Genomic DNA, 26,975 nt, shown 5'->3' with positions numbered 1-26,975 from the left:
ATGAATGAATTGACCGTCAATGAGCTGTACCTGGACTACGGCACCGGCGCTGCCGCCAACCAGATACTGAAAGGTGTCTCGATGCACCTGCAAAAAGGCGAAGTGGTCGCCCTGCTGGGGCCTTCGGGCAGCGGCAAGACCACCTTGCTGCGCGCCGTCGCCGGGCTGGAAAGCCCGAAGGCGGGCACCATCCAGATCGGCGAGCGCAATGTCTTCGACGGCGCGAAGCATTTCGAGATGCCGGCCGAGCATCGCAACCTGGGACTGGTGTTCCAGTCGTACGCGCTGTGGCCGCACAAGACCGTGTTCGACAACGTCGCCTACGGCCTCAAATTGCGCAAGATGGGCAGCACGGAAATCGCCGCGCGCATCAAGGAAGTGCTGACGCAGCTGGGACTCGGACACCTGGGCGAGCGCTATCCGCACCAGCTGTCCGGCGGCCAGCAGCAGCGCGTGGCGATCGCCCGCGCGCTGGTGTACAACCCGCCCGTGATCCTGCTCGACGAACCGCTGTCGAACCTGGACGCCAAGCTGCGCGAGGAAGCGCGCGCCTTCCTGCGCGAACTGATCGTGCGCCTGGGCCTGTCGGCCCTGATGGTGACGCATGACCAGGGCGAGGCGATGGCCATTTCCGACCGCATCCTGCTGCTCAATAACGGCAAGATCGAGCAGCAGGGTACGCCGCAAAGCATGTATGAAACGCCGGACACCCTGTTCACGGCCGAATTCATGGGCAGTAACAACCGCCTGCCCGGCAAGGTGGTGCAGCGCGAAGGCAAGCAGGTGCGCCTGCTGGTCGATGGCGCCTCCATGCAGGGCGTGGCGCGCGGCGCCAACGCGGGCACGGAAGTGACGACCATGATCCGCGTCGAGGAAGTGAAGATCAGCGCCACGCAGGTCGACAACGCCATCGAACTGCCGCTGCTGACGTGCATGTATCTGGGCGACCGCTGGGAGTGTCTGTTCGAGCGCGGCGGCGCCGAGAACATCAGCCTGCGCGCGTATTCGCGCCACAAGCTCGAGGCAGGCAAGTACTGGCTGCACATGCCGGCCGATAAGCTCTGGGTGTTTTAACGGTGCCGTGGTGGCTGCGCTGGCGCGCAGTCGGCGCAGCGCTGGCCACGGGTTTGCTGGGCGCCGCCATCTGCCTGTGGCTGCACACGCCGCTGCCGTGGATGATCGGCCCCCTGTTTGCCACGGCCGTGCTGCGCCTGGCGGGGCGCGAACTGGCTTGCCCGGTGCGCGTGCGGGAAGCGGGACAGTGGGCCATCGGCACGGCCTTGGGTCTGTATTTCACCGCGCCCGTGCTGGCCGTGCTCACCGTCTACACGCCATGGATCGCCGGCGCCGTGCTGTTCGCGCTGGCGCTGGGCGCGTCCGGCGCCATGCTGCTGCGGCGCTTCTCCGGCGTCGACCATGCCACCGCCTTCTTTGCCATGGCCGTGGGTGGCGCATCCGAGATGGCGGTGCAGAGCGAGCGCCATGGCGCCGACGTGGGCAAGGTGGCCGCCGCGCACAGCCTGCGCATGATGCTGGTGGTGGCGACCATCCCGTTCGGCGTGCGCTACTGGGGCAGCCATGGCCTGGCAGAAGGGCATGAGACTTCCGTGCCCGGCGCCGCGCTGGTCGACTATGGCGGGCTGGCGCTGCTGGTCGGCATCACGGTGCTGGCGGCCCTCGCATTAAAACGGGGCCGGCTGCCCAACGCCTGGGTCATCGGCCCGCTGCTGGCCGCGCTGCTGCTGACGGCCTGCGGCATCCATCTGTCGCGCCTGCCCGAATGGATGATACGCGCGGGCCAGCTGTTCATCGGCATCGCCCTGGGCACGCGCTTCACTCCCGCCTTCCTGCATGCTGCTCCCCGCTACCTGGCCGGCGTGGCTCTGTGCAGTTTCCTGATGCTGCTGCTGGCGGCCGCCTTCGGACTGGGCCTGTCGCACTGGCTGGGCATCCATCCCGGCACGGCCATCCTGGCCACGTCGCCCGGCGGCATCGCGGAAATGTCGCTGACGGCCAAGGCCCTGCATCTGGGCGTCCCCATCGTCACGGCCTTCCACGTGGCGCGCATGGTGGTGCTGGTATTGCTGATCGGACCGCTGTTTCGCCTGCTGCCGCGTCCTTAATTTCCCCGCACGACGATTTCCTGCACCTGCGGTTCGCGCTGGCGCATGAAGCGCACGATGGAGTCCACCGTGACGACGTCGATCTGGCGCGTCATGCGGCGCTCGAACGGGTGATCGTCGAAGGCGATATTGGCGCGGAACATGCGCGCGCCCAGGCGCGTGGCGGCCGGTATGCTGAGCGTTTGCGGCGCGTAGCTGGCGCTGCGCAGCCAGCCTTGCGCTTCGGCGCGCGTTTCGATCTTGCCCGGCTCGTTGCTGGCAGCGGCCAGGGTTTCCAGCACCCATTGGTTCGAGTTCTGGTACTTGGTGGAAAACGGATAGGCCAGCATATTGTAGTGCGCCTCATGCAGGCGCTTGGGCGTGTTCGACGTCAGCAGTCGCACCAACTGCTGCTGCGTATCCTGGCCGGGAATCAGGATCAGGCTTTCATACATGAATACGTCATCCATGAAGAAATTACCCAAGCCTTCGTTGTACAGCGACGATTGCGCCGTGCCGCATTCATTGAGTTCATGCACCACCAGCCAGCGGCCCTTCGGGTGGTCGCGCCAGGCCAGCGCCATGTGCGAATAGCGCAAATTGTACTTCGACAGGTCTTGCCCGGCGCGTGCCACCAGCGCCACTTGCGCGCCCGAACCATCGAGCGCCTGCAGGGTCTTTTGCGCCAGGTCCATCGATTTGACGAGGGTGGTCGCATCCGTTGGCTTTTCCTCGCACGAGCGTCCCGCATGGGCGGCGCCGGCCAGGGCCAGGCTGATGATCATGACAGTCAGGCGTTTCATGGGTTCACGCTTTCGAATGGTGGAGGATGGCATTGCCGGCCGCATCCGGCACATAGGCGATGGCCTTGCCCGACAGTACCAGCATGTGGCCCGTCGAGACGGCCACTACCTGGATGGCCGTGCCGGCCGCCAGCGACAGCCCTTGCGTGGCTTTCTGGCTCAGTTTGACGGAGGCCGTGGCCGCCTGCGAGGCGCCCCTGGCTGCGCTCTTCAGTACGAGGACGCTGCCGTCGGCCACGTCTTCCACCTTGTCGATGACGATTTCACCGGCGGCGGCCAGCACCGACATGGAGCCGACGAGCACGATGGCCGACGCCATGCTGGCGTTGTCGGATGCGTTGGTGGTGTCGGAATTGGCGGCCTGGGCCAGCGGCGCCATGGTGGCGGCGCACAGCAGGGCGGTGGCGAGCAGATGTTTCATGGGATTTCCGTTCTTCATTGGTGGTTACACTTTGGAGTGGTGCAGCAGCGCCTTGCCCAGTTCGTTCGGGATGAAGGCGATGGCCTTGCCGGAAAGAACCAGCATGTGGCCGGTGGACAGCGCCACCACGTTGACCACGGTGCCGGCCGCCAGCGACAGGCCCTTGGCCGCTTGCGTGCTCATCTGGATGGAAGCGCCGCCCGCTTCGGACGCGCCTTTCAGCACGATGACGATGCCTTCGCCCACCGTTTCCACGCTGGCGACCACCACCTGGCCGGAGGCGACCAGCATCGACATGGAGCCGGCGACGACGATGGCGGAACCCTGGCTGAGGTTTTGCGAGCCTTTCGACAGGTTCTCCGAGGCGGCGGCGTGGACCAGGCCGGGAGCGGCCACGGAGAGCGTCAACAGCGACAGGGACAGGCAGAGGGGCAGCAGGCGTTTCATGTGTTTCTCCTTCAAGTGTGCCAAGTGGCAACGCCATCATTGTAGACTGTGGGCAATTGGTCAATGAAAACGCTACTCGTAGCGGGCAGGCATACCGCAGGTAGCGTATTGCGCTACTTTTTTGCCGCCAGAACCGATGCCATTTTTATAAAGGAAATGCATGCCGCAAACCCACGCCTTGATCGAAGCCTTGAAACGCCTGTTGAAAGCGCGCGCCGTCACGTATGCCGAGCTGGCCCAGCGCATCGGCGTATCCGAAGCCAGCGTCAAGCGGATGTTTTCGCAGAAGCAATTTACCCTGCAGCGCCTGGACCAGATCCTGGTGGCCATCGGCAGCGATTTCCAGCAGCTGGCGCTGGCCGTGCAGTCAGCCCAGGCCGCGCCCACCCTGATCACGGGACTGACATATGCGCAGGAAAAGGAAATCATCGAGGACACCCGGTTGTTCGTGGTGGCCGTCTCTGCCCTGAACCTGCTGCCGCTGGAACAGATCGTCGCCATCTACGACATCAGCGAGGCGCAAGCCGTGAAATATCTGCTGCGCCTCGACAAGATCGGTTTTCTGGAACTGCTGCCGAATAACCGGGTCAAACTGCTGGTCGCGCGTACGTTTGCGTGGATACCGAACGGTCCCATCCATACGTATTTCAAAAAGGAAGCCTATGGTGACTATTTGAATTCCCAATTCGATGGCGAAACGGAATTGTTGCGCCTGGTGAACGTGATGCTGTCGAAAAAATCCACGGCGGCCTTGCTGGAACGCCTGAAGCAAGTGGCGGTGGAATTTTCGCAGCAACACCAGGAAGACGCGCGCCTGCCCGGCGATGAGCGCCTGGCCATCAGCTTCATGCTGGCGGCGCGCCCCTGGATGCCGCAGACGTTCAAGGCGTTGCTGCGGCAGTGAGCGTGCAAGCCGGTCGATAAGCAAGCCTGCTAGCCTGTAAGCAAGCCAGCAAGCAAGCAGTGAAGCCAGCAAGTCAGTACGCCGAATAAAGCCATTTGTGTAAAGCCATTCGTGGCGCCTGGTCTTTCTGGCCCCTAGTCTGGCCGCTGGCCGCGCCTGTTTGCGCCATCCTCCATTGCTTGCCGGCCCGTTTGCTGTTGCTCCGATTTCTGCTGCCCCTCTTGTTCCTGTTGCTCCTGTTTCATTTGCGTCAGCAAGCGCCAGGCAAAGAAGCCCAGCACGCCCACGCCCAGCAGCAGTGCGCCCCACAGCGCGGCCAGGCGCCACGGTGCCCCGTCCTTTGTGACGCGTGCGGGTGCCGCCGCGCCCCCGTTGGGGTGGAGCGGGCCGGCGCTGGCCGTCTTGAGTGCCAGCAATTCGTCCGTCTTGAAGCCGGGCGCCACCTGCGACAGCGGTTGCGCCACGGCGGCGGCGTTGCTGTGGCCGAATGCCAGCTGATAAGGCAGCTTGCCGCTGGCCAGGAAAACGACGGTGGCCGGTGTCCAGCCCAGGCGCAGGGCGGGCGCATCGCTGGCGTCGAGCTGGAGTTCCGTGGCCGTCTGCAGTACCCATTCGCCCGTTTGCGTCACGGGCATGGCCAGGTCGCCCGAGATCCTCTCCTTGCCATCGAGGCCGATGCGGTAAAACGTCGTGCTCAGCAGGGGATCGAAATACGCGCCTTGCGCGGGACGCGCCTGGTGGCGCAGGGGCAGCCGGTGCCGGGGAACATAGCTGTTCTGGCGATACACGCCCAGGGTCACGGGCAGCACCACATTGTTGCGCGTCAATTGCAGGGCGATGCTGTCGGCGGGAATGGCGAGGGGTGTGGCGTAGCGCCATTCATTCGCCTGCTTGCCGGGCAAGCCTTGCAGCACGATGGAGGCGCGCGCTGGGGCGATCTCCGTTTCGCTGACGGCTTGCGCCGTGATCGCCGCAAAGGCCAGCGGTTCGCCCGCTTGCCAGCTCAGGCGCGCATAGCGGAAGGCGCGCGGCGCAAAGGCGATGCTGTCGTTGGCCAGGGTCTGCGTGTCGCTGTTGCTGAGCCAATTCAGGGTGGTGGTGCCGATGGCGTCCCATTGCTTCAGGTCATCGCTCACTTCCAGCAGCACTTGCGCACTGTAATTGTCCGTGCGGGCCGGCGGCGTGAAGCGCATGGCGGCGATGCGCTTGTCTTGCGTCTGCTTGCCCAGGTCGAGGATCAGCGCCTGCAGCGTCGCCGTGGTCGCCGCCGTGCCGGCGCGCGTGCTGACCGACAGCAAACGGCCATCGTCCGCCGTGCGGATATCGATGCCTTGCAATCCATCGCCAGTTGCCGGCGCGCCCGTCACGGGGAAAATGCGGGCAGGAATGGCAGTCCGTTGCGTGGCCGATTGCGCGGGCGGCGCGCCGATGGCGTAGGCCAGGCGCTTGCCGTCGGCGTCGAACAGGCGCAGGTCCGCCAGGCTGGCCGAGCTGGCGTGCAGGTAGACGTCCCTGGGCAATATCAGCTGGACGATGCCGGCGCCGGCCGGCACCTGCATGGGCATGCTCCAGGCATAGTCCTGTGGCCGGTCCTGGCCGGGCGCGGCCAGCGCGGCGCCTGCCACCAGCAGGCTGCAGCAGATCAATGAGGGCTTCATGCGGCTCCTTGTTGCGGTTCGGCTGAAGCGGGCGCGGCAGCCTTGGGAAACGGCGCCAGGTAGCCGATCAAGACCATCAGCAAACCGACACCCACGAAGGAGACGATGCGCTCGATGCCGCCCACGTTGGACAGGTCGATCAGGAACAGTTTCAGGACGACCAGACCCAGCAGCACGGCGCCCAGGCTCCATTGCTGGCGCCGCTGCTGGCGCGCCGCGTGACGCATCAGCAGCAGGGCCGTCACGCTCCACACCAGCGACAGCATCGCTTGCACGAACTGCGAGGCCAGCATGGCGTCAAAGGTGTAGGGCACGCCCAGGTACTGCGACACCGTGCGCAGCAGCATCAGGTTGAACCAGCCATACAGCAGGCACGCGGCCACGACGGGCAGGCGCGTCTGCCACACGGCGGGCAGCGGCAACTGGCCCGCCGGCAGCAAGCGGTAGCTGGCAATGGCCAGCAGGACGGCAAAACCCGTGCTCAGGTCCAGCGGATTGAGCAATGGCAAGTACGGCAGCGGTGCCATGGCGCCGTCGTCGAAGATATTCCATGCGGCGATCAGCAGCAGCGACCATGCCGCCGCCAGCGGTATCAGATAACGCTGGTACCACGCCGCAATCGGCGCCACCGGCCAGGCGCCAGCGCGGCAGCGGCGGATCAGCCAGGCCAGCACCAGCATCATGGCCCAAGCCGGCAAGTAGCGGGCCCAGGCAGGGCTGACGCTGCCTTCATGCTGCGCCAGCCAGGCGCTGACCTGGATGGCGCCAAGCGGCCACAGCATCAACCATGGCGCGGCCGTGCGCAGCGTATGCAGCAGGCGCAGCGCACGCACGTCGAGTTGCCAGCCCGCTTGCGGCCAGGCCAGCAGCAGGTATTCTCCTGCCGCCAGGGCACTGGCCAAAGCCAGCCAGCTCAGGCCGGTCGGCAGGTAATCGCGCAGGTACAGCGCCAGCAACAGGTTGGCGCTCCACAGGCCCAGGCCAATCCAGGCGGCCACGCTGATCCAGCGCAGCTGCGGCCAATCGAGGCGCCGCGCTAGGAGGGCGAACGCGGGCGTCGTGACGCAGACGGCGATCAGGTACAGCGCCAGCCAGTGTTCGCCCGCGTGTGCTTGCAGCGCCAGGTTGCCGTCGATCAGGCGCAGCAGCCAGCTGGTGAAGGGCACGAGGATGGCGGCAAACCACAGCAAGCCGCTCCAGGCCAGCAGGGGACGTGCCACCAGGGCCAGCAGCTCGTCGCCGCCGCGCGCGCGCAGCGCAAGGAAACGGGCGCTGGCAAAGGCGGCGGCGCCCAGCAGCAGGGCGCTGAGGAAGGAGCCGCCGAACAGGCTGGCCGGATGCTGATCCCAGGTCCAGCTGGCGCGGCTGAGCAATATCATGCCGGCCAGGACCTGCACGGCCAGCAGCAGGGCGCGCGGCGCATGCCATTGCTCGCGCCGCGCCAGCACCGCCAGCAGGGCTGCCACTGCCAGCGCGCTGACGGTGAGCAGGTTCAGTTGTGTGATGCTATCGGTGCGCAGCAGGATTTCGCTCCAGATGCCGCCCAGCAACCATGTCGTGGCGGCCGTCAGGAACAGCACGGACAGGCTGCTCATGAACTCAGGATGCAGGTGGCTGGCGTGCCGGCGGAAATTGTAGGCCATTACCAGCGCGGCGGCGGCCAGCAGCACGCAGCCGAGCCAGATGTTGGCCTGCAAGGCCGTCGTCGTGTCGAGTCCCTGCATGGCACCAAGGAAGGCAAGCCAGGCGGCTCCCTGCACCAGCAGGCCGAAAGCCCAGGCCAGGGTCTGGCGCTGGCGCAAGCCGACCCAGACTATGCCCGCGCCTTCCAGCGCCCAGGCGGCGGACGTCCAGCGGCCGTCGAGGGCGAACGGGATGGCCAGGGTGCCGAAGACGATGCCCAGCGCGAGGAAGGCTTCGGCCAGCAGTTTGAAACCTGCGCGGCGCCACAGCGCCACGGCCAGTCCCGTGTAGCACAGGCCGGCAAGCAGCGCGGAAAACGCCAGGCCAAAGTCAAAGTGCCGGACGAGGCCGTATTGCAGGCCCATCGCCGCCAGCGGCGTACCGAAGACCAGGGTGCCATCCACGTAGTGCTTGAGGCGCGGTGCCTGGCGCGCGCAGTAGGCGATCGCGATGCCGATATAGAACAGCACGAACAGGATCAAAAACAGCTGCGTCGACAGGTAGTGCTCGGGCGAGTAGCGCAGCAGGCCCCAGGTGGTGGCGACGACAAAGGTAAAGCCAAAGCTCAGTACATTCAGCACGCGCCAGGCGCGTTTCAGGGCGATGGCGAAGACGCCCGCATTGAGCAGCGCGTAATAGCTGAACAGGCCGATATGGTTGCCGCTGCCCGTCGACACGAGCAGGGGTACGGCAAAGCCGCCGACGATGCCGAAGACGGCCAGCCAGACGGCGTTTTGCAGCACGGCCAGCAGGCACGTGAACGCCGTCAGCACGAACAGCACGGCAAACGCCAGGCCAGCCGGGATCAGTTCATACAGGCGGAAGGCGCCAAACGTCACCAGCATCAATATCGCCAGCGCCGTGCCCTGCAGCGGCAGGCTGATGCCGGGACGGCTGAGGCGGATGCGCCAGGCCCAGGCCAGCAGGGCAATATCGGCCAGCGCGATGCCGGCCAGGCGCAGCTCGATGGGCAGCGTGACCTGGGCCGACACGTATTTGAGCAGGAAGCTGACGCCGAGGAAGAGGATCAGCAAGCCCAGCTTGGCGACCAGGTTGCCCGTGAATAGCCAGTTTTTCGCCTTGGCAACGAGGCCGTCCGGGTGCGCGATCCAGGACGGGGTATTCGGGACGGCAGGGGCGGGCTTGGCGGGGGGCGGCGGAGCCGAAGGTGCAGGTGCGGACGGGGAGGCCGGCGCGACCTTCGCCACCTCGGGCACCTTGATAGCGGCCGCTTGCGGCACGGGGGCGGCAGGCGGCGCAGGCACTGGCGGGGCAACCGCAACAGGCGCCGGTACCGGCAGCGGCGCAGCGCTCTCTACGGCGGGAACGGCAGCGGGCGCTTCGCCCTGGCCTTCCAGCGTCCGCAGGCGCTGCTGGATGCCGTCGACTTCCTTGCGCAGGCGTGCCGTCAGCAATTCCAGATCCGCCACCTTGCGGCGGTATTGCAGCACCAGCACGAAGGCGGTAATCAGCAAGCCAAGGATGAACAGCGTGATCAATCCAAACATGGGGCAGCTTTCCTGAAAGGGCAGGGCGAAGGCGCCCGATGTATGCGCACATTACCTTATTATCAAGAAACAAGCGATTTCTGTTGTGTCAGGGCAAGTGCCAGGAAGTGTGTTCGGCGGCAAGGCAAGCATGGGGCCGGAGCGGGCTTTTCATATTGATGCCAAGCAAGATGTCGACATTCAGATTGTCGTGCGCAAGATAGTGCTGTATTTTAGCAATTCCTTAATTGCCAGTTCCCCATGCCATGAGTCAAAGCAGCCAGTTTTCCTTATTGTCGCAGCGCCGTTTCGGGCCCTTCTTCTGGACCCAGTTCTTTGGCGCCTTCAACGACAATCTGTTCAAGACGGCCTTGATGGTGATCCTCGCCTACGATGCGCTGAGCTGGACCACGCTCGACCCGTCCACCATCACCAACCTGATTCCCGGCCTGTTCATCCTGCCCTACGTCGTGTTTTCAGCCACGGCGGGCCAGCTGGCCGACAAATTCGAAAAGGCGGGCCTGGCCCGTTTCGTGAAATGGATGGAACTGGCCATCATGGCGGTGGCCGCCGCGGGCTGGATGACGCATACCCTGTGGCTGCTGGTGGCCGCCGTCGTGGGCATGGGCGTGCATTCGACCCTGTTCGGCCCCGTCAAATATGCCTACCTGCCGCAGCAGCTCAAACCCGAGGAACTGGTTGGCGGCAATGGCCTGATCGAGATGGGCACCTTTGTCGGCATTTTATTGGGCGAAATCCTCGGCGCCGTGTTGATCGTGCACAAGCCGCTGGGCGTGGAACTGGTGGCGGGCGCGACGATTGCCGTGGCCGTCTTCGGCCTTATCGCCAGCTACCGCGTGCCGCGCACGCCGGCGCCCGAGCCGGACTTGAAGGTGAGCCTGAATTTCGTCGCCGAATCGTTCCGCAACCTGAATTTTTCGCGCAAGAACCGTCCCGTCTTCCTGGCCATGCTGGGCAACTCGTGGTTCTGGTTCTATGGCGCCCTGATCCTGGCGCAGTTCCCCGTGTATTCGAAGGATTTCCTGCATGGCGACCACAGCGTGTTCGTGCTGCTGCTGACCGTGTTTTCCGTCGGCATCGGCACGGGTTCCTTGCTGTGCGAACGCCTGTCCGGCCACAAGATCGAAATCGGCCTGGTGCCGTTCGGTTCCATCGGCCTGTCGCTGTTCGGCATCGACCTGTATTTCGCCAGCAATGCGTATGCGAATACGCAAGTGGTCGATGCGCTGGCCTTTGTCAGCCAGGCCGGCGTGCCGCGCATCTTGCTCGATATCGTCATGATCGGCGTCTTCGGCGGCTTTTTCATCGTGCCCCTGTTCGCCCTGATCCAGACGCGCTGCGACCCCAAGCACATTTCGCGCACGATCGCCGGCATGAATATCCTGAACGCCCTGTTCATGGTGGCGGCGGCCGGCGTGGCCATCGTGCTGCTGGGACAAGGCTTTACGATCCCGCAGCTGTTCCTCGTCACCGCCATTCTGAATGCGCTGGTGGCCGCCTACATCTTCTCGCTGGTGCCGGAATTCCTCATGCGTTTCCTCGCGTGGATACTGATACAGACCGTGCACCGCGTGAAAGTCGTCGATGGCGAGCGCATCCCGACGGAAGGGGCGGCCGTGCTGGTATGCAACCACGTCAGCTATGTGGACGCCATCGTCATCATGGCGGCCAGCCCCCGTCCCATCCGCTTCGTCATGGACCACCGCATCTTCAAGATGCCGCTGATGGGCTGGATTTTCCGCACGGCCAAGGCGATTCCCATCGCGCCGGCCAAGGAGGATCCTTTCCTCATGGAAAAGGCCTTCATCGACATCGCGCAGGCGCTGCACGAGGGCGAGCTGGTGTGTATCTTCCCGGAAGGCAAGCTGACGCGCACGGGGCAGATCAGCGAATTCAAGGGCGGCATCGCGAAAATCGTCGAGCGCAGCAAGGTGCCCGTGATTCCGCTGGCGCTGCGCGGCTTGTGGGGGCATCTGTTGAGCCATCGCAATGGCCATTTGTTCGAGCGCGCCTTCAAGGCGGGCTTGCGCTCGCGCCTGTCGCTGGCCGTGGGCATGCCCGTGGCGCCCGAGGCCGCCACGCCGGAACTGTTGCAGCAAAAGGTGCAGGAATTGCGCGGCAAGTGGAAATAAACGCTATTTTGTCCGCGTAGCTGCTCCCGTCTGCCGCGCCAGGCGCTGTTCCAGCAGGGCGGCGATGGCGGCGAAGTCCACCGGTTTCGTCAGGTGATGGTCGAAACCGGCTTGTTCCGTGCGTGAGCGCGCCTCTCCCCAGCCCGTCAGGGCGATGAGCAGCACTTCGCGCCCCTGCGCACGCTGGCGTATCTGGCGCGCCGCCTCATAACCATCCATGTCCGGCATGCCCAGGTCCATCACGACCAGTTGCGGCCATGCCATGTCGACGGCCGCCAGGGCTTGCGCGCCGCCATACGCGACACTGGCGGCATAGCCCTCGAGCTGGAACAGGCTTTGCAAGGCATCGGCCGCATCGAGGTTGTCGTCCACCACCAGCACTTGCACGGGTTGGCCAGCGCCGGCGGGCGACTCGCTGCGGGCGGCCGCCGGCGTGGCCGGGGCGGCTGCCTGGGCGTCGCCGGCGCTGGCGGGCAAGGTGACGATGAAGCGGCTGCCGCGGCCGGGGCCGTCGCTGTACGCTTCGATGTTGCCGCCATGCATCTCGGTAAATTGGCGCGCCAGGCTCAGGCCGATGCCCAGGCCGCTGGCCATCTGGCCTTCTACCGTGCGCCCCTGTTCAAACATGGAAAAGATGCGCGGGATGGCGTCCGGCTCGATGCCGATGCCATTGTCTTCGACCGTCACCTGCAGCAAGCCTTGCGCCAGGCGCGCCGTCATGTGGATGTGGCCGCCCTCCGGCGTGAACTTCACGGCATTCGACACGATATTGGCAAAGATCTGCACCACCCTGGCATAGTCGGCGTGCAAGGTCACGGCATGCGGCGGCAACGTCTGCGTGATGCTGATGTGCCGGCTGTCGGCCGCGGGCTGGCACAGTTCGATCACATGGTCGAGTACTTGCTGTAAATCAATGTTTTCTCGCTGCAGCAGTACCTTGCCGCTGGTGATGCGCGCCACGTTGAGCAAGTCATCCACCAGCCGCGTCAGGTGCGTTACCTGGCGCTCGATCACGCCGCTGACCTTGCTGACCTGCTCCGATGCGGGATACAGGTGCTTGAGCAGGGCCACCGAGGTCTTGATGGGCGCCAGCGGATTGCGCAGTTCATGCCCGAGGCTGGCAAGGAATTCGTCCTTGCGCCGCTGCGTCTCGCGCACCTGGTACTGGCGCTGGCGTGCGCGCAGCATGGCGTGGGCCGAGGTGATCAGGGTCAATATGTGTACGGGGCGTTCCAGCAGGGTCAGGTTGCCCAGGGTGGCGACGGCTTGCCGCAAAGGCAGGGAATCGAGGCCCGCGTGCGTCAGCAGGATGATGGGCAAATCGGACCAGTCCGGTTGCTGGCGGGCGTAGGCGTCGAGCACGGCGTACACGCCGGCAGGCAAGGATTCGTCCACCGTCAGCACGCCGCCGGCGCCCAGCGCCAGCTGCTCGGCCAGTTCGCCGGCGGAGCGGCAGGCGTGGCTGGCGATGGCCTCGCCGGCGAGCACCCTGGCGGCCAGGGCGGCGTCCTGGCCGCCAGGCGCGTAGATCAGGATACGCTGCTCCATGGCAACTCCTAGGGGAAGGGCGTGCCGCCGATGGTGGGCAAGCCCGACAGGATGCCGTGAAAGCCGGCCAGGGCCGGGCCGATGTGGATGCCCTGCGGGCTGATCTCGAAGCGGCGGATGCTGCGCTCGTGCGCGCTGCCGCGTTTCTTGAAGACGGAAATGGCTTGCCGCACCTCGCCTTCCGTTTCGTAATAGCGCAGCATGATGACGCCGTCGGCCAGGTAGCTGGCGTCGGCCGAGGTCGTCATCGAGGTGCCCAGCATGTTTTGCTGCACGCCGACGAGCAGGGTGGCCACGCCCCGCTGGCCCAGGTAATTGAGCAGTTCATGCAGATAGGTGCTCTGGAAGCGCTCGTCGGGCACGGCATGCATGTAGCCGTTCAGGCTATCGATGACGATGACCTGGGCGCCCCGTTCTGCCGCGTCGACCACGGCCTGGGCGAATTCTCCCGGTGTCAGCTCGGCCGGATCGACTTGCTGCACACTCAACAGGCCGGAATCGAGCGCCGGCTGCAGGCGCATGCCCACGTTGTCGGCCCGGTTCAGCAGCTTGCTGCGCGCTTCTTCGAACAGGAACATGGCGCACGGTTCGCCGCGCGTTATGGCCGCGTGCACGAATTGCGCCGCCAGGGTGGACTTGCCGCTGCCGGCCGGGCCGGAAATGAGCGTGCTCATGCCTTCTTCCAGGCCGCCCCCGGTCATGGTGTCGAGTTCGGGCACGCCGCTCGACAGGCGCCGATGGTCGCCATCGCGGCGCGTGTCGGCCGCCACCAGGCGGGGAAAGACGACCAGGCCGTCATGGGCGATCTTGTAGTCGTGCGTGCCGCTGCGAAACGGCACGCCCCGGTATTTCACCACCCGCACGCGGCGCCGGTCATTGCCGTAGGCCTGGTTTTGCAGCTCCAGCGAAATCACGCAGTGGGCCACGCTACGCACTTGCAAGCCGTCGTCCAGCGCGGAACGGTCGTCGATCAGCAGGGTGGTGCAGTGCCGGCTGGCCAGGTATTGTTTCAACGCGACGACCTGGCGCCGGTAGCGCAGGGGGTTTTCCGCCAGCAGCTGCAGTTCGGACAGCGAATCGAGCACGAGGCGGACAGGGCGGTGCTTTTCGATGGCGGCGAGGATGCGCTGGTTGGTCGAAGCCAGTTCGATTTCCGACGGGTGGAAGATGGTGTACTGGCGCTCGGGGTCGAGGATATCGTCGCCGGGCGCCACTTCTTCGATGGCGATGCCGGCCAGGTCCCAGCCATGCGACAGGGCCGCACCGCGCAGTTCGATTTCCGATTCGGCCAGGGCGATATACAGCACGGGCACGCCGCTGCGCGCGCCTTCGGCCAGGAATTGCAGCGCCAGGGTGGTCTTGCCCGTGCCCGGTTCGCCTTCGACCAGGTACAGGCGGTCGGCCAGCAAGCCGCCTGTGAGAATGGTGTCGAGGCCGGCAACGCCCGTCGACAGCAGCGGCGGCGCGTCCGGGCCGCTCGCGCCATCGTGCTGCCCTGTGTTTCGCGCCTGTGCCGTCATCGTTGCGCCCCCGCTTTGCCACGCCGTGATCACTATACTAGCGCGTCCGGCGCGGCATGTCTTTTCGATACCATTGGTAAATATTCATCGTGGCCGGGCGGGGGCGAGCAAGGCAGTGTTGCGTACGCGATCACGGTCTCAGCAAAAAACGCATTACCCTGCTACAGTAATCATTCAATCCAACTTTCCCGCTTTGCCGTTTTGCCGCCGCCGGCCCGCTTCCCGTTCGAATTGGCTGGCGTGCCGACGCTGTTGCTGCCTTCATTCCATTGCCTCATTGATAATTTAATTCGCTTGATAGTTACTATGTTTCAATTGTAACGATGCTTGACGATTTTAGAATGATCGTTCATTCTTTGATCTGCGTTAATAAATTTAGTCATTTCTAACGACACTAGCCAGCTTCTTTTTCAGAAAGTCCAAGATGCAACCAACATTTTCCTTGACGTCGCCGCGTACGAGCGGCGCTATTGCCGTTCTGTGCGCCACTGTAATCATGGCCGGCTGCAGTAAAAAACAGGAAGCACCTCACGCGCAGCAAGCGCCACAGGTGGTCGTGTTTACTGTTAATCCGGCCGCGTTGCCGATGAGCGCCGAATTGCCCGGCCGTACGAATGCCTACCAGGTCGCCGATGTGCGCCCGCAAGTCGGCGGCTTGATCCAGAAGCGCCTGTTCGTCGAAGGCAGCGATGTGAAAGCGGGCACGGCCCTGTATCAGATCGACCCCGCCACCTACCAGGCTGCCTATAATTCGGCCAAGGCCGCGCTGTCGAAAGCCAAGGCCAACTTGCTGACGGCCGGTCCGAAAGCCTCGCGCTACAAGGAACTGGTCGCCATCGAAGGCGTGAGCCGCCAGGAATACGACGATGCCGTCGCTGCGTTCGAGCAAGCCAAGGCAGACGTCGAGTCCGCCACCGCGGCGCTGGAAACGGCGAACATCAACCTGAAATACAGCACCGTGACGGCGCCGATCAGCGGCCGCACCAGCCGCTCAAGCGTGACGGCCGGCGCGCTGGTCACGGCGGGTCAGGCCGACGCGCTGACCACCGTGCAGCAACTCGATCCCATCTATGTCGACGTGACCCAGTCGAGCACCGACCTGCTGCGCCTGAAGCGCCAGATGGCCGACGGCTCGCTGAAAAAAGTGGGCGAAGGCCAGGCCAAGGTCGACCTGATCTTGCCGGATGGCAGCAAGTACAGCGAACCGGGCAAGCTGCAGTTCGCTGGCGTGACGGTCGATCCGACCACCGGCAACGTGATCTTGCGCGCGCTGTTCCCGAACCCGAAAGGCGAATTGCTGCCAGGCATGTACGTACGTGCCCAGCTGGAAACGGGCGTCGATGAAAAAGCCATCACCGTGCCGCAAGTGGGCGTGACGCGCAACCAGAAGGGCCAGGCAACCGCCTTGATCCTGAACAAGGAAAATAAGGTCGAGCAACGCGTGCTGACCACCAGCGGCACCGTCGGCACCAACTGGCTGGTGACGTCCGGCTTGGCCGCAGGCGATCGCGTGATCGTGGAAGGCTTGCAAAAAGTCAAGCCAGGCGCACCAGCCGTTGCCGTACCGGCCAAGGCCGCTGATGCGCCTGCCGCTGCCGCCTCTGCCGCAGCATCGGCTGCCAGCGCCCACTAATTCAGGAGAATATTAATGGCCCGTTTTTTCATTGACCGCCCGATTTTTGCCTGGGTGGTCGCGATCGTCATCATGCTTGCCGGCGTGATTTCGATCCTCAGCCTGCCGATCGCGCAGTACCCGAGCATTGCTCCGCCGTCGATTTCGATCAGCGGCTCCTATCCTGGCGCCTCCGCCAAGACCGTGGAAGACGCCGTTACCCAGGTCATCGAACAAAAGATGAAGGGTATCGACGGCTTGCGCTACATGGCTTCGTCGAGCGATGCCACTGGCGGCATCAGCATCACGCTGACGTTTACCAGCGGCACCAATCCCGACATCGCCCAGGTGCAGGTACAGAACAAGCTGCAGCTGGCCACGCCACTGCTGCCGACGGCTGTCACGCAGCAAGGCTTGGTCGTGTCGAAAGCGACGAAGAACTTCCTGATGGTGTTCGGCTTCATTTCCGAAAACGGCAAGATGGACCAGACCGACTTGAGCGACTATGTGGCCGCCAACGTCGTCGATCCGCTCAGCCGCGTGCCCGGCGTGGGCGACGTGACACTGTTCGGTTCGCAGTACGCCATGCGTATCTGGCTCAATCCGGCCAAGCTGCAAAGCTTTAACCTGACCCCGGCGGACGTGATCACGGCCGTGCAGGCGCAGAATGCGGAAGTGTCGGCCGGTGAGCTGGGCGGCACGCCGTCCATCAAGGGCCAGCAGCTGAACGCGACCGTGTCGGCGCAAAGCCGTCTGCAAACGGTGGAGCAGTTCGGCGCCATCTTGCTGAAAACCACGACCAACGGCGCCATGGTGTACCTGAAGGATGTGGCCAGCATGGAACTGGGCCGCGAGAACTACAATACCGTGGCCCGCTACAACGGCCATGCGGCAACCGGCGTGGCGATCAAGCTGGCGACGGGCGCCAACGCGCTCGATACGGCCAATGCGGCGAAAGCCATGTTGGGCAACCTGAGCAAGCAATTCCCAGAAGGCATGAGCTATCAGGTGGCGTTCGACACGACCCCGTTCGTGAAACTGTCCATCGAAGAAGTGGTCAAGACCCTGGTCGAAGCGGTCATCCTGGTGTTCCTGGTGATGTATCTGTTCCTGCAGAACTTCCGCGCCACCCTGATCCCGACCATGGCCGTGCCGGTCGTGCTGCTGGGTACCTTCGGTATCCTGAACGCCTTCGGCTATTCGATCAATACGCTGACCATGTTCGCCATGGTGCTGGCCATCGGCCTCCTGGTCGACGATGCCATCGTGGTGGTGGAAAACGTCGAGCGCGTGATGAGCGAAGAGGGCTTGTCGCCGCTGGAAGCGACGCGCAAGTCCATGACGCAGATCACGGGCGCGCTGGTCGGTATCGCCATGGTGCTGTCGGCCGTGTTCGTGCCGATGGCCTTCTTCGGCGGTTCGACGGGCGTGATTTACCGCCAGTTCTCGATCACGATCGTCTCGTCGATGGTGCTGTCCGTCGTCGTCGCGCTGGTGTTTACGCCAGCCCTGTGCGCCACCCTGCTCAAACCGGTCGAAAAAGGCCATCACGCGACGAACAAGGGCTTCTTCGGCTGGTTCAACCGCAGCTTCGATAGCAGCAGCAACAAGTACCAGGGCCTGGTCGGCAGCATGATCCGCCACCGCGCCCGTTCGATGCTGTTGTATGTGCTGTTGCTGGCCGGCCTGGTGTTCATCTTCATGCGCCTGCCGACCTCCTTCCTGCCGGAAGAAGACCAGGGCATCCTGTTTACGCAGATTCAATTGCCGACGGGCGCCACGCAAGAGCGCACCCTGAAAGTGATCGAACAGGTCGAAGACCACTTCATGAACAGCGAGAAAGACAACGTCGCTTCCGTGTTTGCCGTGGCCGGTTTCAGCTTCGGCGGTAACGGCCAGAATACGGGTATCGCCTTCGTGCGCCTGAAAGACTGGTCGCTGCGCAAGGACGTGGCGCAAAAAGCGCCGGCCGTGGCCGGTCGCGCCATGGGCAAGTTGTTGCAGATCAAGGATGCGATGGTGTTTACGTTTGCACCGCCTGCCGTGCTGGAACTGGGTAACGCCACCGGTTTCGACATGCAGCTGCAGGATATCGGCGGTGTCGGCCATGACGCCCTGATGGCGGCGCGTAACCAGTTGCTGGGCATGGCGTCGCAGAATCCGGCCATGGTGGGCGTGCGTCCGAACGGCCAGGAAGATACGCCGCAGTACAAGATCGACATCGACCAGCAGAAAGCTACCGCGCTGGGCTTGCAGATCTCGGAAATCAACCGCGTGCTGAGCGTCGGCTGGGGTAGTTCATATGTGAACGACTTCCTCGACCGTGGCCGCGTGAAGAAAGTGTTCATCCAGGGTGACGCCAGTTCGCGCATGCTGCCGGAAGACTTGAACAAGTGGTTCGTGCGCAATACCGCTGGCCAGATGGTGCCGTTCTCGGCCTTCGCTACCGGCAAGTGGATTTACGCGTCGCCACGCCTGGAACGCTACAACGGCTTGCCGTCGGTAGAGATCCTGGGTACGCCGGCGCCGGGCCAAAGCACGGGCGCCGCCATGAACGCGATGGAAGAAATGGTCGCCAAGTTGCCGCCTGGCATCGGTTTCAGCTGGACCGGCGTGTCGCTGGAAGAGCGCGAATCCGGTTCGCAGACGCCGCAGCTGTACGCGCTGTCGCTGCTGATCGTGTTCCTGTGCCTGGCCGCGCTGTATGAAAGCTGGTCGATTCCGTTCTCCGTGCTGCTGGTGGTACCGCTGGGCGTGATCGGCGCCGTGCTGGGCACCTGGTTCTTCGGCCTGTCGAATGACGTGTACTTCCAGGTGGGCTTGCTCACGGTGGTGGGCCTGTCGGCGAAGAATGCGATTCTGATCGTTGAATTCGCCAAGGAAATGCAGGAATCGGGCATGTCGCTGCTGGACGCGACCTTGCATGCGGTGCGTCTGCGTCTGCGTCCGATTCTGATGACCTCGATTGCCTTCGGCCTGGGCGTGTTGCCACTGGCTATTTCCAGCGGCGCCGGTTCCGGCAGCCAGAACGCCATCGGTATCGGCGTGCTGGGCGGTATGTTGACGGCCACGTTCCTCGGTATCTTCTTCGTGCCGGTGTTCTTCGTGCTGGTGCGCGGCTTCTTCTCGAAGCCGGACGCGCCCGCCACGCCGGCGACGCCTGGCTCGCCAGCCGTCACGCTTTCTAAGGATGCGCATTAATATGAAAAAAACGCTACTCTCCATGGCGGCACTGGCCTTGCTGGCCGGTTGCAGCCTGGCTCCCACGTACGAGCGTCCGGCTGCGCCGGCGCCCACGGCGTGGCCGACGGGCCCTTCCTACAAGGCCGACACGGCCGCCGCCGACGCCAAGCCGGTGGCGGACGTCGCCTGGCGCGAGTTCTTTGCCGATGCGCGCCTGCGCCAGGTACTGGAACTGGCGCTGGCCAATAACCGCGATTTGCGCGTCTCGATCCTGAACATCGAGAAGGCGCGCGCCACCTACGGCATCGAACGCGCCGCGCTGATCCCGACCCTGTCGGCGTCCGGCGGCCAGACGGCCAGCCGCGTGCCGAAGAACGCCAGCGCCAACGGCGAAGCGTCCATCAACCGCCAGTACACGGCGAACCTGGGCGTGTCGGCTTACGAGCTGGACTTCTTCGGCCGCGTGCGCAGCCTGTCCGACAGTGCGCTGGAGCAATACCTGGGCACGGAAGAAGCCCGCCGCGCACAGCAGATCAGCCTGGTGGCCGAAGTGGCCAGCACCTATCTGAACCTGGTGGCCGACCAGCAGCGCCTGCGCGTGGCGCAGGACACCCTGAAGAGCCAGCAGTCGTCGTATGACCTGGCCGTGCGCCGCTTCAGTGCCGGTGCGACTTCCGGCCTGGACAAGTACGATGCCCAGACCAGCGTCGAGTCGGCCCGTTCCGACGTGGCGGTTTACACGAGCCAGGTTGCGCTGGATCAAAACGCGCTCGTCCTGCTGGTGGGCGGCCCCGTGCCAGCCGACCTGCTGCCGCAAGGCGAGTTCGGCGCCGTGACGGCCCTGGCGGACATTCCGTCCGGCGTGCCGTCGGACGTGCTGCAACGCCGTCCCGACGTGCTGGCGGCCGAGCGCACCTTGCGCGCTGCCAACGCCAACATCGGCGCGGCGCGCGCGGCGTTCTTCCCGCGCATTTCGCTGACGGCCACGGCCGGTTCGCTGAGCGACAACCTGTCGGGCCTGTTCAAGGCGGGCAGCGGCACGTGGAGTTTCATTCCGCAGATCAGTTTGCCGATCTTCGATGGCGGCGTGAACCGCGCCAACCTCGATATCGCCAAGGTGCAGCGTGAAATCTCCGTGGCGCAATACGAAAAGGCGATCCAGGTCGCCTTCCGCGAAGTGTCCGATGCGCTGGCCCAGCGCGGCACCATCGACGAGCGCCTGCAATCGCAGGTCTCGCTGGTCGAGGCGTCGACGAAGAGCTACACCATCCACGACGCGCGCTACAAGCAGGGCGCCGAGTCCTACCTGAACGCCCTGGTGGCCCAGCGCGCGCTGTACACGGCGCAGCAAAGCCTGATCACGGCGCGCCTGGCCAAATCGACCAACCTGGTGACCTTGTACAAGGTGCTGGGCGGCGGTTGGCAGCCTGAGCAGACAGCCGTCGCGGCGGCTGGCGGCGTCCAATAATCACGGGGACGCCGACGCCGGCCTTGCCCGCAAGGGCAGGGCCGGCGCGCTACTGGAAAATCATGAACCAAGTTGAAAAGAAGCATCCGGATCCCGAGCGCGCCAACACGCGGCGCAAGCAGGTGCTCGATGCGGCCGAAAGCTGTTTCAGCCGCCGCGGCTTCCACGGCGCCAGCATGGCCGAGATATCGAAAGCGGCCGGCATGAGCGCGGGCCATATCTATAATTATTTTGACAGCAAGGATGCGATCATCGCCGCCTTCGTCATGCAGAATACGGAGCGGGTGTCGAACCTGATGCAGGACCTGGCGCAGCGCGAAGACCCGCTGCAGGCCGTGATCGACAATGCGGGCGAGCATGTGCTCGAAGCGCTGGACCCGAAAACGTGGATGATGCCGCTGGAAATCTTCGCTGAAGCATCGCGCAATCCGGTGATCGCCGACATGCTGCAATGCTCGGACCAGCGCTCGCGCCAGTTGTTTCTCTCCATCATCCGCGATGCGCGCATCAAGCGCGGCTTGCCGGCCGATGAAGAGATGCTGGAAGGCCGCCTGAATGCCCTCGTCGCCATTTACCAGGGCTTGCCCGTGCGCTTCATTCACAATCCGGACGTGAAAGTCGAGCCGCTGATCGCGGGCTTCCGCATCGTCCTGACGGCGCTGCTGCTGAACGAATAGGCCGCTTGCCAGGGCCATGCAAAAAAGTTTGCGCAGTTCGATATGAATCATGCGCAAAGCATGGCAAAAACCTAAAAGCCTCTGCTATAATTCCCACCTCGTCGGGGCGTAGCGCAGCCTGGTAGCGTACATGCATGGGGTGCATGGGGTCGGAAGTTCGAATCTTCTCGCCCCGACCATTAGATTCAAGGAGTTACAGCGCAAGCTGTATAGAAACCCAGTACTGTATATTATACGTTTGTATAATATCGGTGCTGGGTTTTTCCGTTTACATAGCGTATGATTTTCATTGCTGCATGCAGATGGCCCTATCAGTATGCAGGCATTAGTGAAATCGTTTTAGGTGAGGGTTGTTGGTAACACATAAAGATTGTTTTGGCATAAAAATGTGGGCTACTCACTTAAATTTTTTATATCGCGCCATAAGGATTTAGATATGCAAGACCCGATCATCGAACTCAACCAGATTTTGCATTTATACGACGCTGTAAATATGCGCGTTATGGATTCCCGAGATTTTGAGAAATACTTGGGGAAAATTTACTCAAACGTGCGTCTCTTTCAGGCACCGCAAAATCATAGCCGTACTACCGCTAAGGCCACTGAGATTATTAATGTCACCAGTCAGCTTCTTGAGAGAGTTGTTATACATCATCAAGCTAAATCCCGGAGTGCGACGTTAGATGCTGTGAAAGTTTACGATGGCATAGTTTCTGCGCTCGAGCAAATTCTGATGATTGATTTGAATATGCGCGAACAAGACTACGATGCTGCGCGAAAGGAGAGTCAAGCCCTGAATGCGCTTCTGGCCTGCGGCATTCTGCCACCTGGTCATCATGAGGGGCGATTTTCGTCGCGATTTGAGGACGAAGAGGAGACTGAAGCTCGTCGCGTTAAGGCACTTGAGTACGCGCAGGACAATATTGAAGAATTCGCGCGTTTCGTTTTCCACGTCGCTAACAACGACGTGTATGTCCGTGATAAGTTTCTGAACTTGAATAGTTATGACAGCTTGGCCCTTTTCGAAAGGGTAAAATCTCTAAGGGCTGGGATCATAATGGTAGAGGGGCTACCTTCGCTTGCAGATGCCCCTTGCTAAGGATATGTTCTAAGCTTCGACCTTCCAGTCTTGGGAGAAGACAGCCATTCAGCATTCGCTGAGAATGGCTTAAACTTGCGAAGGTCGGGCGTTATTCAATCCATGGCAATGCCATTGGAATCTCGGAAACATCCGCAATCACTTCCTTGATGTAGATATCCGTTGTCTTGCCTGACGTGTGCACCAAGCGCTTTTGAATGTCGGCCCGGCCCTCTCCCCGCCGTGCCGCATCGGTGGCCGCCAAGGCCCTGATATCGCGGAATACCCCGTCATTCTGCGTGCCAATGCGCTCCTTTGCGCGATCCCACATCGAACCAGGGCCTGAGCGGGTGTAGGCGCCGCCTTTTTGCGTCGGAAACACGAACTGGCTGATCAGCCCATACTTGATTTTCAATCCACGGGCGCGGGCGATCACTTCGGCAATTTCGGGAGTGGCGATAATATCGACAGCCTTCCCGCTGGTTTTTTGTGTCTTGCTTGGCTTGATCCTGATCCGTCCATCCTCGATCTGAGATTCGTTCAGCATGCGGATATCGATGCCGCGCGCCCAAAGCAGGTAGGACATATCGATGATGCAGGCGAACATGGGGCCGCTGGCTGTCGGGATGCTCAAGCCCGTGCCCTTGCGTTCCTTGCTCATCATGCCGGCTTCGCGTATCGCCTGCACTTGCGCATGCGTGGCCAGAACCTCGCGTCGTTCGGCCCTGTAGTTGAACATGTCGAGTTGCTCGATAGGTAGTCCAGGCGCAGGCCCGGTTCAGCGACGATGAACTTGAACAGTTTAAGCATTCACAGTCCTCCGAGTCGATTCCCAGACACCATGCAGGACTGCCCTTGCGTTCTTTTATTGATGCAGAATTGATATATCCCAAGTTCTTGAACCAATAAGCCGGCAACAATCGCATTTCCTGGCCACATCTTGTCGCAGGCATGACGCGAGGTCCACGTCGTCAGCGCCGCTATTCATAATGTCCTGCGTATTTCGATGTGTATCGTCGCTTAACGGGAGTCGGTATGCTGGAGCTTCAACCGAAAGATATGCGCGGTTACTTTATGCTGCCCCAGGCGCCTGAAGGGGCTGGCTATTACGTTTATGGAAATGTGGGCGGCCGGCTCAATACCGGCCACCTTGCCCAGTATGCCCACCCCAACCTGATGACTCTTATTCTGTGCATTGAACGTGAGTGGCAAGCTATTGACGAGCGCAAGTTTGGCATCGGTAATATCAGTGTCGCTGGCGGCGCCGAATATGATGGCCATGCCACGCACCAGAAGGGGCTTGAAATGGATATTCGGCCGGTCCGGAACGATAAACTGACAGGGCAGGGAGCGCGCTTGACGCGGTTTGATCCTGCCTATGATCGTGATGCAACAATCCGCTTGATCCGGTTATTCGCGCGGCACATGATGGTCCGCGTCATTTACTTTAATGACACGGAAGTGCAAAAGGTGATCGGGGGCGGACGAGTTCGGTCGGCGATGCGGCATGACGATCACTTTCATGTCGAGATCAGGAGGTATGCGTGAATTGCCGCAGAGCGGGGATTCTTTCAGCATGCGCGCTGATTTCGTTGGCACAGTCCGCCGAGATAGACCTGAAAATGGCGGAAGCCAAGGCTCTCAGCGGCCGCTACCAGGTGTACGGCGGCAGTCTTGCCGAGATGCTGCCGCCGACACCAAACGACCGCCATGTCTCATTCCGGTTCAAGGGGCAGGCTGCCCGCGACCTGTTCAATGGTATCGGGCCTGACGTGCGGCGTGAGCTTGCCTGTAGCGGCGACCCTGATTTCCGCGAGCGGCGCAGGGGGCATCTTCTTTGCGTCCACAACAAGGACAACGGTTACGCGTGCCTGCTTGGGCTCGATCTGCGTACTGGCAAAAGTGAGGCTGGCGGAATTTGCTAGTCGCGTTGGCAATCCAGTGAGTTGACTGGCTTGCCAACGGCAGGCGAACATCGCTGCAAGCTGCAGCGACATGGCTGCTCCGCTAGCCAGTCCGCGTTTTCGCCATTCTGTCCCCCGATTCTCGTCCCCTGTCGCGTAGTCAACCTGGCAATACGGCTTTGGCCTATGATGTGCTGGCACATGCACGTGTGAAGTTTCCCTTCATTCATCAACCATGAGGTGTCCATGATTCGCTATGTCCTGCCTGTCCTGTTGTTCGCCAGCGCACTGCCGGCGCACGCCCAAGCTCCTGTCAATGACACGCCGCTGATCGAGCGGGCCAAGCTGTTTGGCAATCCCAGCAAGTCCGGCGGGCGCATCAGCCCGGATGGCAAGTGGCTGTCGTGGATCGCGCCGCGCGACGGCGTGCTCAATGTGTGGGTGGCGCCGGCCAGCAATCCGGCGCAGGCGCGTCCGCTGACGGAAGAAAAGGTGCGGCCCATCCGCAGCAGCTTCTGGTCGCCCGATTCGAACACCCTGCTGTTTATCCAGGACAAGGGCGGCGATGAAAATTTCCTGCTGTACGGCGTGAATGTCGTGAGCGGCAAGCAGGTCAGTTACACGCCGTTCGAGAAGACCCGCGTGCGCGTGATCCAGATCAGCAGCAAGGTGAAGGACCGTATCTTGATCGGCATCAATAACCGTGATGCGCGCTGGCATGACGTGTATAGCCTGGACCTGGCCAGCGGCAAGCTGACCCTGGTGGAGCAGAATGACGGCTACGGCGGCTACCTGGCCGATGAACTGCTCAATCTGCGCATCGCCAGCAAGGCGCGCGCCGACGGCGGCATGCAGTATTTCCGCATCACGGACGGCAAGGCCGAGAGCACGCCGCTGGCGGAAGTGGATCTGGAAGATTCGCAGACGACGGCGCCGCTGGCCTTTACGGTCGACGGCAAGACCCTGTACTGGACCGATTCGCGCGGCCGCAATACCTCGGCGCTGCTGGCGCAGGACGTGGCCAGCGGCAAGACCACGGTGGTGGCGCAAGACCCGCGGGCCGACATTTCCGACGCCCTGTACGACACGCGCACAGGCAAGGTGCAGGCGTATTCCGTTGACTATCTGCAGCACGAATACCTGCCGCTGACGGATGACCTGAAGGCCGACCTGGCCTTCCTGAAGAAGCATGCCAAGGGCCAGTTCAACGTGACGTCGCGCACGGACGCCGATGACAAATGGCTTGTGGGCGTCGATGCCGTCACGGCGCCGGCATCGAGCTGGCTGTACGACCGCAAGAGCAAAAAGCTCACGCAGCTGTATGTCACGCGGCCCGAGCTGGAAGGCGCGCCATTGGTGCCCATGTATCCGCAGCAAATCAAGGCGCGCGACGGCCTGACCCTGGTCTCCTATCTGACCTTGCCGCAGGCATCGAAGGCGGGCGCCGGCGGCGTGCCGTCGCAGGCGGTGCCGATGGTCCTGCTGGTGCATGGCGGCCCGTGGGCGCGCGATACCTATGGCTATAACAGCTACCATCAATGGCTGGCCAACCGCGGCTATGCGGTGCTGTCCGTGAATTACCGGGGCTCGACGGGCTTCGGCAAGCAATTCATCTCGGCCGGCGACCTGCAGTGGGGCCGCAAGATGCATGACGACTTGCTCGACGCCGTGCAATGGGCGGTGAAGAGCGGCGTGACGACGGCCGACAAGGTGGCCATCATGGGCGGCTCGTATGGCGGCTACGCCACCCTGGCCGGCATGGCGTTCACGCCGACGACGTTTGCCTGCGGCGTCGACATCGTCGGCCCGTCGAACCTGTTCACCCTGCTGCAAACCATTCCGCCGTACTGGGAAGCGGGCAAGCAGCAGTTCTACAAGCGCATGGGCGACCCGACCACGGAAGAGGGCAAGGCGCTGCTGAAGGAACGCTCGCCGCTGAACTTTGCGCAAAATATCCAGCGCCCGCTGCTGATTGGCCAGGGCGCGAACGACCCGCGCGTCAACGTGGCTGAATCGGACCAGATCGTGGCGGCCATGGCGGCGAAGAATATCCCCGTCACGTACGTGCTGTTCCCTGACGAAGGGCATGGCTTTGCCCGGCCCGTGAACAACATCGCCTTCAATGCGGTGACGGAAAACTTCCTGGGACAATGCCTGGCGGGCCGCGCCGAGCCGATCGGCGCCACGCTGAAGGCGTCCACCGCGCAGGTCAAGCATGGCGCCGGGTTTGCGCCGGGGCTGGAAGAGGCGATGCGGTAGGCGGAGAAAGCCGCGAGGCAGGCACACACAGGCGGCCGGGATGGATGTCCTTGGCCGCGTGTGTGCCG

20 protein-coding genes and 1 tRNA gene are annotated in these 26,975 nt (G+C 63.0%); 13 read left to right on the top strand and 8 right to left on the bottom strand.

Going from position 1 to position 26,975, the window contains the following annotated elements; genetic code table 11:
- Entirely contained in the window at nt 1–1,074 is a 1,074-nt protein-coding gene (locus O3299_RS13195; RefSeq protein WP_077407473.1) for an ABC transporter ATP-binding protein, read from the top strand.
- Nucleotides 1,075–1,076: 2 nt separating this feature from the next.
- Nucleotides 1,077–2,123: an AbrB family transcriptional regulator gene (locus O3299_RS13190; protein WP_305052803.1), complete on the top strand. Its 1,047-nt coding sequence runs from the start codon at nt 1,077–1,079 to the stop codon at nt 2,121–2,123.
- Here O3299_RS13190 and O3299_RS13185 read toward each other — a convergent pair.
- Genes O3299_RS13185 through O3299_RS13175 form a run of 3 tightly spaced genes read right to left on the bottom strand, consistent with a single transcriptional unit; the run spans nt 2,120 to nt 3,773 of the window.
- Complete coding sequence (locus O3299_RS13185) at nt 2,120–2,905, bottom strand: DUF2145 domain-containing protein (RefSeq protein ID WP_289910992.1); 786 nt, start codon at nt 2,903–2,905, stop codon at nt 2,120–2,122. The two genes, O3299_RS13190 and O3299_RS13185, sit on opposite strands and share 4 nt — an antisense overlap.
- 4 nt (nt 2,906–2,909) lie before the next feature.
- The gene (locus O3299_RS13180; protein WP_099667028.1) at nt 2,910–3,326 is read right to left on the bottom strand and encodes a hypothetical protein; all 417 of its coding nucleotides are present in this window, start codon (nt 3,324–3,326) and stop codon (nt 2,910–2,912) included.
- A gap of 24 nt (nt 3,327–3,350) precedes the next feature.
- Nucleotides 3,351–3,773 carry a hypothetical protein gene (locus O3299_RS13175; RefSeq protein WP_251350458.1) on the bottom strand — a complete coding sequence of 141 codons (423 nt, stop codon included), beginning with the start codon at nt 3,771–3,773 and terminating at the stop codon, nt 3,351–3,353.
- Between the two features lie 160 nt (nt 3,774–3,933).
- On the opposite strand from O3299_RS13175, the gene O3299_RS13170 reads away from it, so the two are divergent.
- On the top strand, nt 3,934–4,677 hold the full coding sequence (locus O3299_RS13170) for a helix-turn-helix transcriptional regulator (protein WP_077407465.1): 744 nt from the start codon (nt 3,934–3,936) through the stop codon (nt 4,675–4,677).
- A gap of 134 nt (nt 4,678–4,811) precedes the next feature.
- On the opposite strand, the gene O3299_RS13165 is transcribed toward O3299_RS13170, so the two are convergent.
- A complete protein-coding gene (locus O3299_RS13165; protein ID WP_305062471.1) occupies nt 4,812–6,335 on the bottom strand; it encodes a DUF3999 family protein in 1,524 nt (507 codons plus the stop codon).
- Complete coding sequence (locus tag O3299_RS13160) at nt 6,332–9,526, bottom strand: DUF2339 domain-containing protein (RefSeq protein WP_305062470.1); 3,195 nt, start codon at nt 9,524–9,526, stop codon at nt 6,332–6,334. The genes O3299_RS13165 and O3299_RS13160 overlap by 4 nt, the downstream gene beginning before the upstream one ends.
- Before the next feature lie 245 nt (nt 9,527–9,771).
- On the opposite strand from O3299_RS13160, the gene O3299_RS13155 reads away from it, so the two are divergent.
- On the top strand, nt 9,772–11,658 hold the full coding sequence (locus O3299_RS13155; RefSeq protein ID WP_251350461.1) for an MFS transporter: 1,887 nt from the start codon (nt 9,772–9,774) through the stop codon (nt 11,656–11,658).
- 3 nt (nt 11,659–11,661) lie between these two features.
- Here the strand turns inward: O3299_RS13155 and O3299_RS13150 are convergent, their stop codons facing one another.
- On the bottom strand, nt 11,662–13,206 hold the full coding sequence (locus O3299_RS13150) for an ATP-binding protein (RefSeq protein ID WP_289898539.1): 1,545 nt from the start codon (nt 13,204–13,206) through the stop codon (nt 11,662–11,664).
- Between the two features lie 8 nt (nt 13,207–13,214).
- Nucleotides 13,215–14,726 (bottom strand): ATPase domain-containing protein, encoded by a 1,512-nt coding sequence (locus tag O3299_RS13145; RefSeq protein WP_305062469.1) that lies wholly within the window; start codon nt 14,724–14,726, stop codon nt 13,215–13,217.
- 424 nt (nt 14,727–15,150) lie between these two features.
- Between O3299_RS13145 and O3299_RS13140 the strand changes: the two genes are divergently transcribed.
- The 6 genes from O3299_RS13140 to O3299_RS13115 all read left to right on the top strand — a co-directional run bounded on the left by O3299_RS13140 (nt 15,151) and on the right by O3299_RS13115 (nt 22,765).
- Nucleotides 15,151–16,359, top strand: coding sequence for an efflux RND transporter periplasmic adaptor subunit (locus O3299_RS13140; RefSeq protein WP_370385279.1), 1,209 nt, complete (start codon nt 15,151–15,153; stop codon nt 16,357–16,359).
- Between the two features lie 15 nt (nt 16,360–16,374).
- Nucleotides 16,375–19,539, top strand: coding sequence for an efflux RND transporter permease subunit (locus O3299_RS13135; protein ID WP_251350464.1), 3,165 nt, complete (start codon nt 16,375–16,377; stop codon nt 19,537–19,539).
- A gap of 1 nt (nt 19,540) precedes the next feature.
- A complete protein-coding gene (adeC, locus tag O3299_RS13130) occupies nt 19,541–20,989 on the top strand; it encodes an AdeC/AdeK/OprM family multidrug efflux complex outer membrane factor (RefSeq protein WP_251350465.1) in 1,449 nt (482 codons plus the stop codon).
- 62 nt (nt 20,990–21,051) lie between these two features.
- On the top strand, nt 21,052–21,666 hold the full coding sequence (locus O3299_RS13125) for a TetR/AcrR family transcriptional regulator (RefSeq protein ID WP_289916603.1): 615 nt from the start codon (nt 21,052–21,054) through the stop codon (nt 21,664–21,666).
- 102 nt (nt 21,667–21,768) lie between these two features.
- Nucleotides 21,769–21,845 (top strand) — tRNA-Pro (locus O3299_RS13120).
- A gap of 257 nt (nt 21,846–22,102) precedes the next feature.
- The gene (locus O3299_RS13115; RefSeq protein ID WP_305052795.1) at nt 22,103–22,765 is read left to right on the top strand and encodes a hypothetical protein; all 663 of its coding nucleotides are present in this window, start codon (nt 22,103–22,105) and stop codon (nt 22,763–22,765) included.
- 91 nt (nt 22,766–22,856) lie between these two features.
- On the opposite strand, the gene O3299_RS13110 is transcribed toward O3299_RS13115, so the two are convergent.
- Entirely contained in the window at nt 22,857–23,483 is a 627-nt protein-coding gene (locus O3299_RS13110) for a tyrosine-type recombinase/integrase (RefSeq protein WP_305052794.1), read from the bottom strand.
- A 296-nt stretch (nt 23,484–23,779) separates the two neighbouring features.
- Between O3299_RS13110 and O3299_RS13105 the strand changes: the two genes are divergently transcribed.
- The 3 genes from O3299_RS13105 (at nt 23,780) to O3299_RS13095 (ending at nt 26,907) form a co-directional block, all read left to right on the top strand.
- Nucleotides 23,780–24,292, top strand: coding sequence for a penicillin-insensitive murein endopeptidase (locus tag O3299_RS13105; protein ID WP_305052793.1), 513 nt, complete (start codon nt 23,780–23,782; stop codon nt 24,290–24,292).
- Nucleotides 24,289–24,669 carry a hypothetical protein gene (locus O3299_RS13100; RefSeq protein ID WP_305052792.1) on the top strand — a complete coding sequence of 127 codons (381 nt, stop codon included), beginning with the start codon at nt 24,289–24,291 and terminating at the stop codon, nt 24,667–24,669. The genes O3299_RS13105 and O3299_RS13100 overlap by 4 nt, the downstream gene beginning before the upstream one ends.
- Nucleotides 24,670–24,894: 225 nt before the next feature.
- Nucleotides 24,895–26,907, top strand: coding sequence for a S9 family peptidase (locus tag O3299_RS13095; protein WP_305062468.1), 2,013 nt, complete (start codon nt 24,895–24,897; stop codon nt 26,905–26,907).
- Nucleotides 26,908–26,975 lie beyond the last annotated feature (68 nt).

It is taken from the genome of Janthinobacterium sp. SUN176, from assembly GCF_030587335.1.
In the GTDB taxonomy this organism is placed as follows: Bacteria; Pseudomonadota; Gammaproteobacteria; order Burkholderiales; family Burkholderiaceae_D; genus Janthinobacterium; species Janthinobacterium kumbetense.
This window is presented reverse-complemented; position numbering and strand designations above follow the sequence as displayed.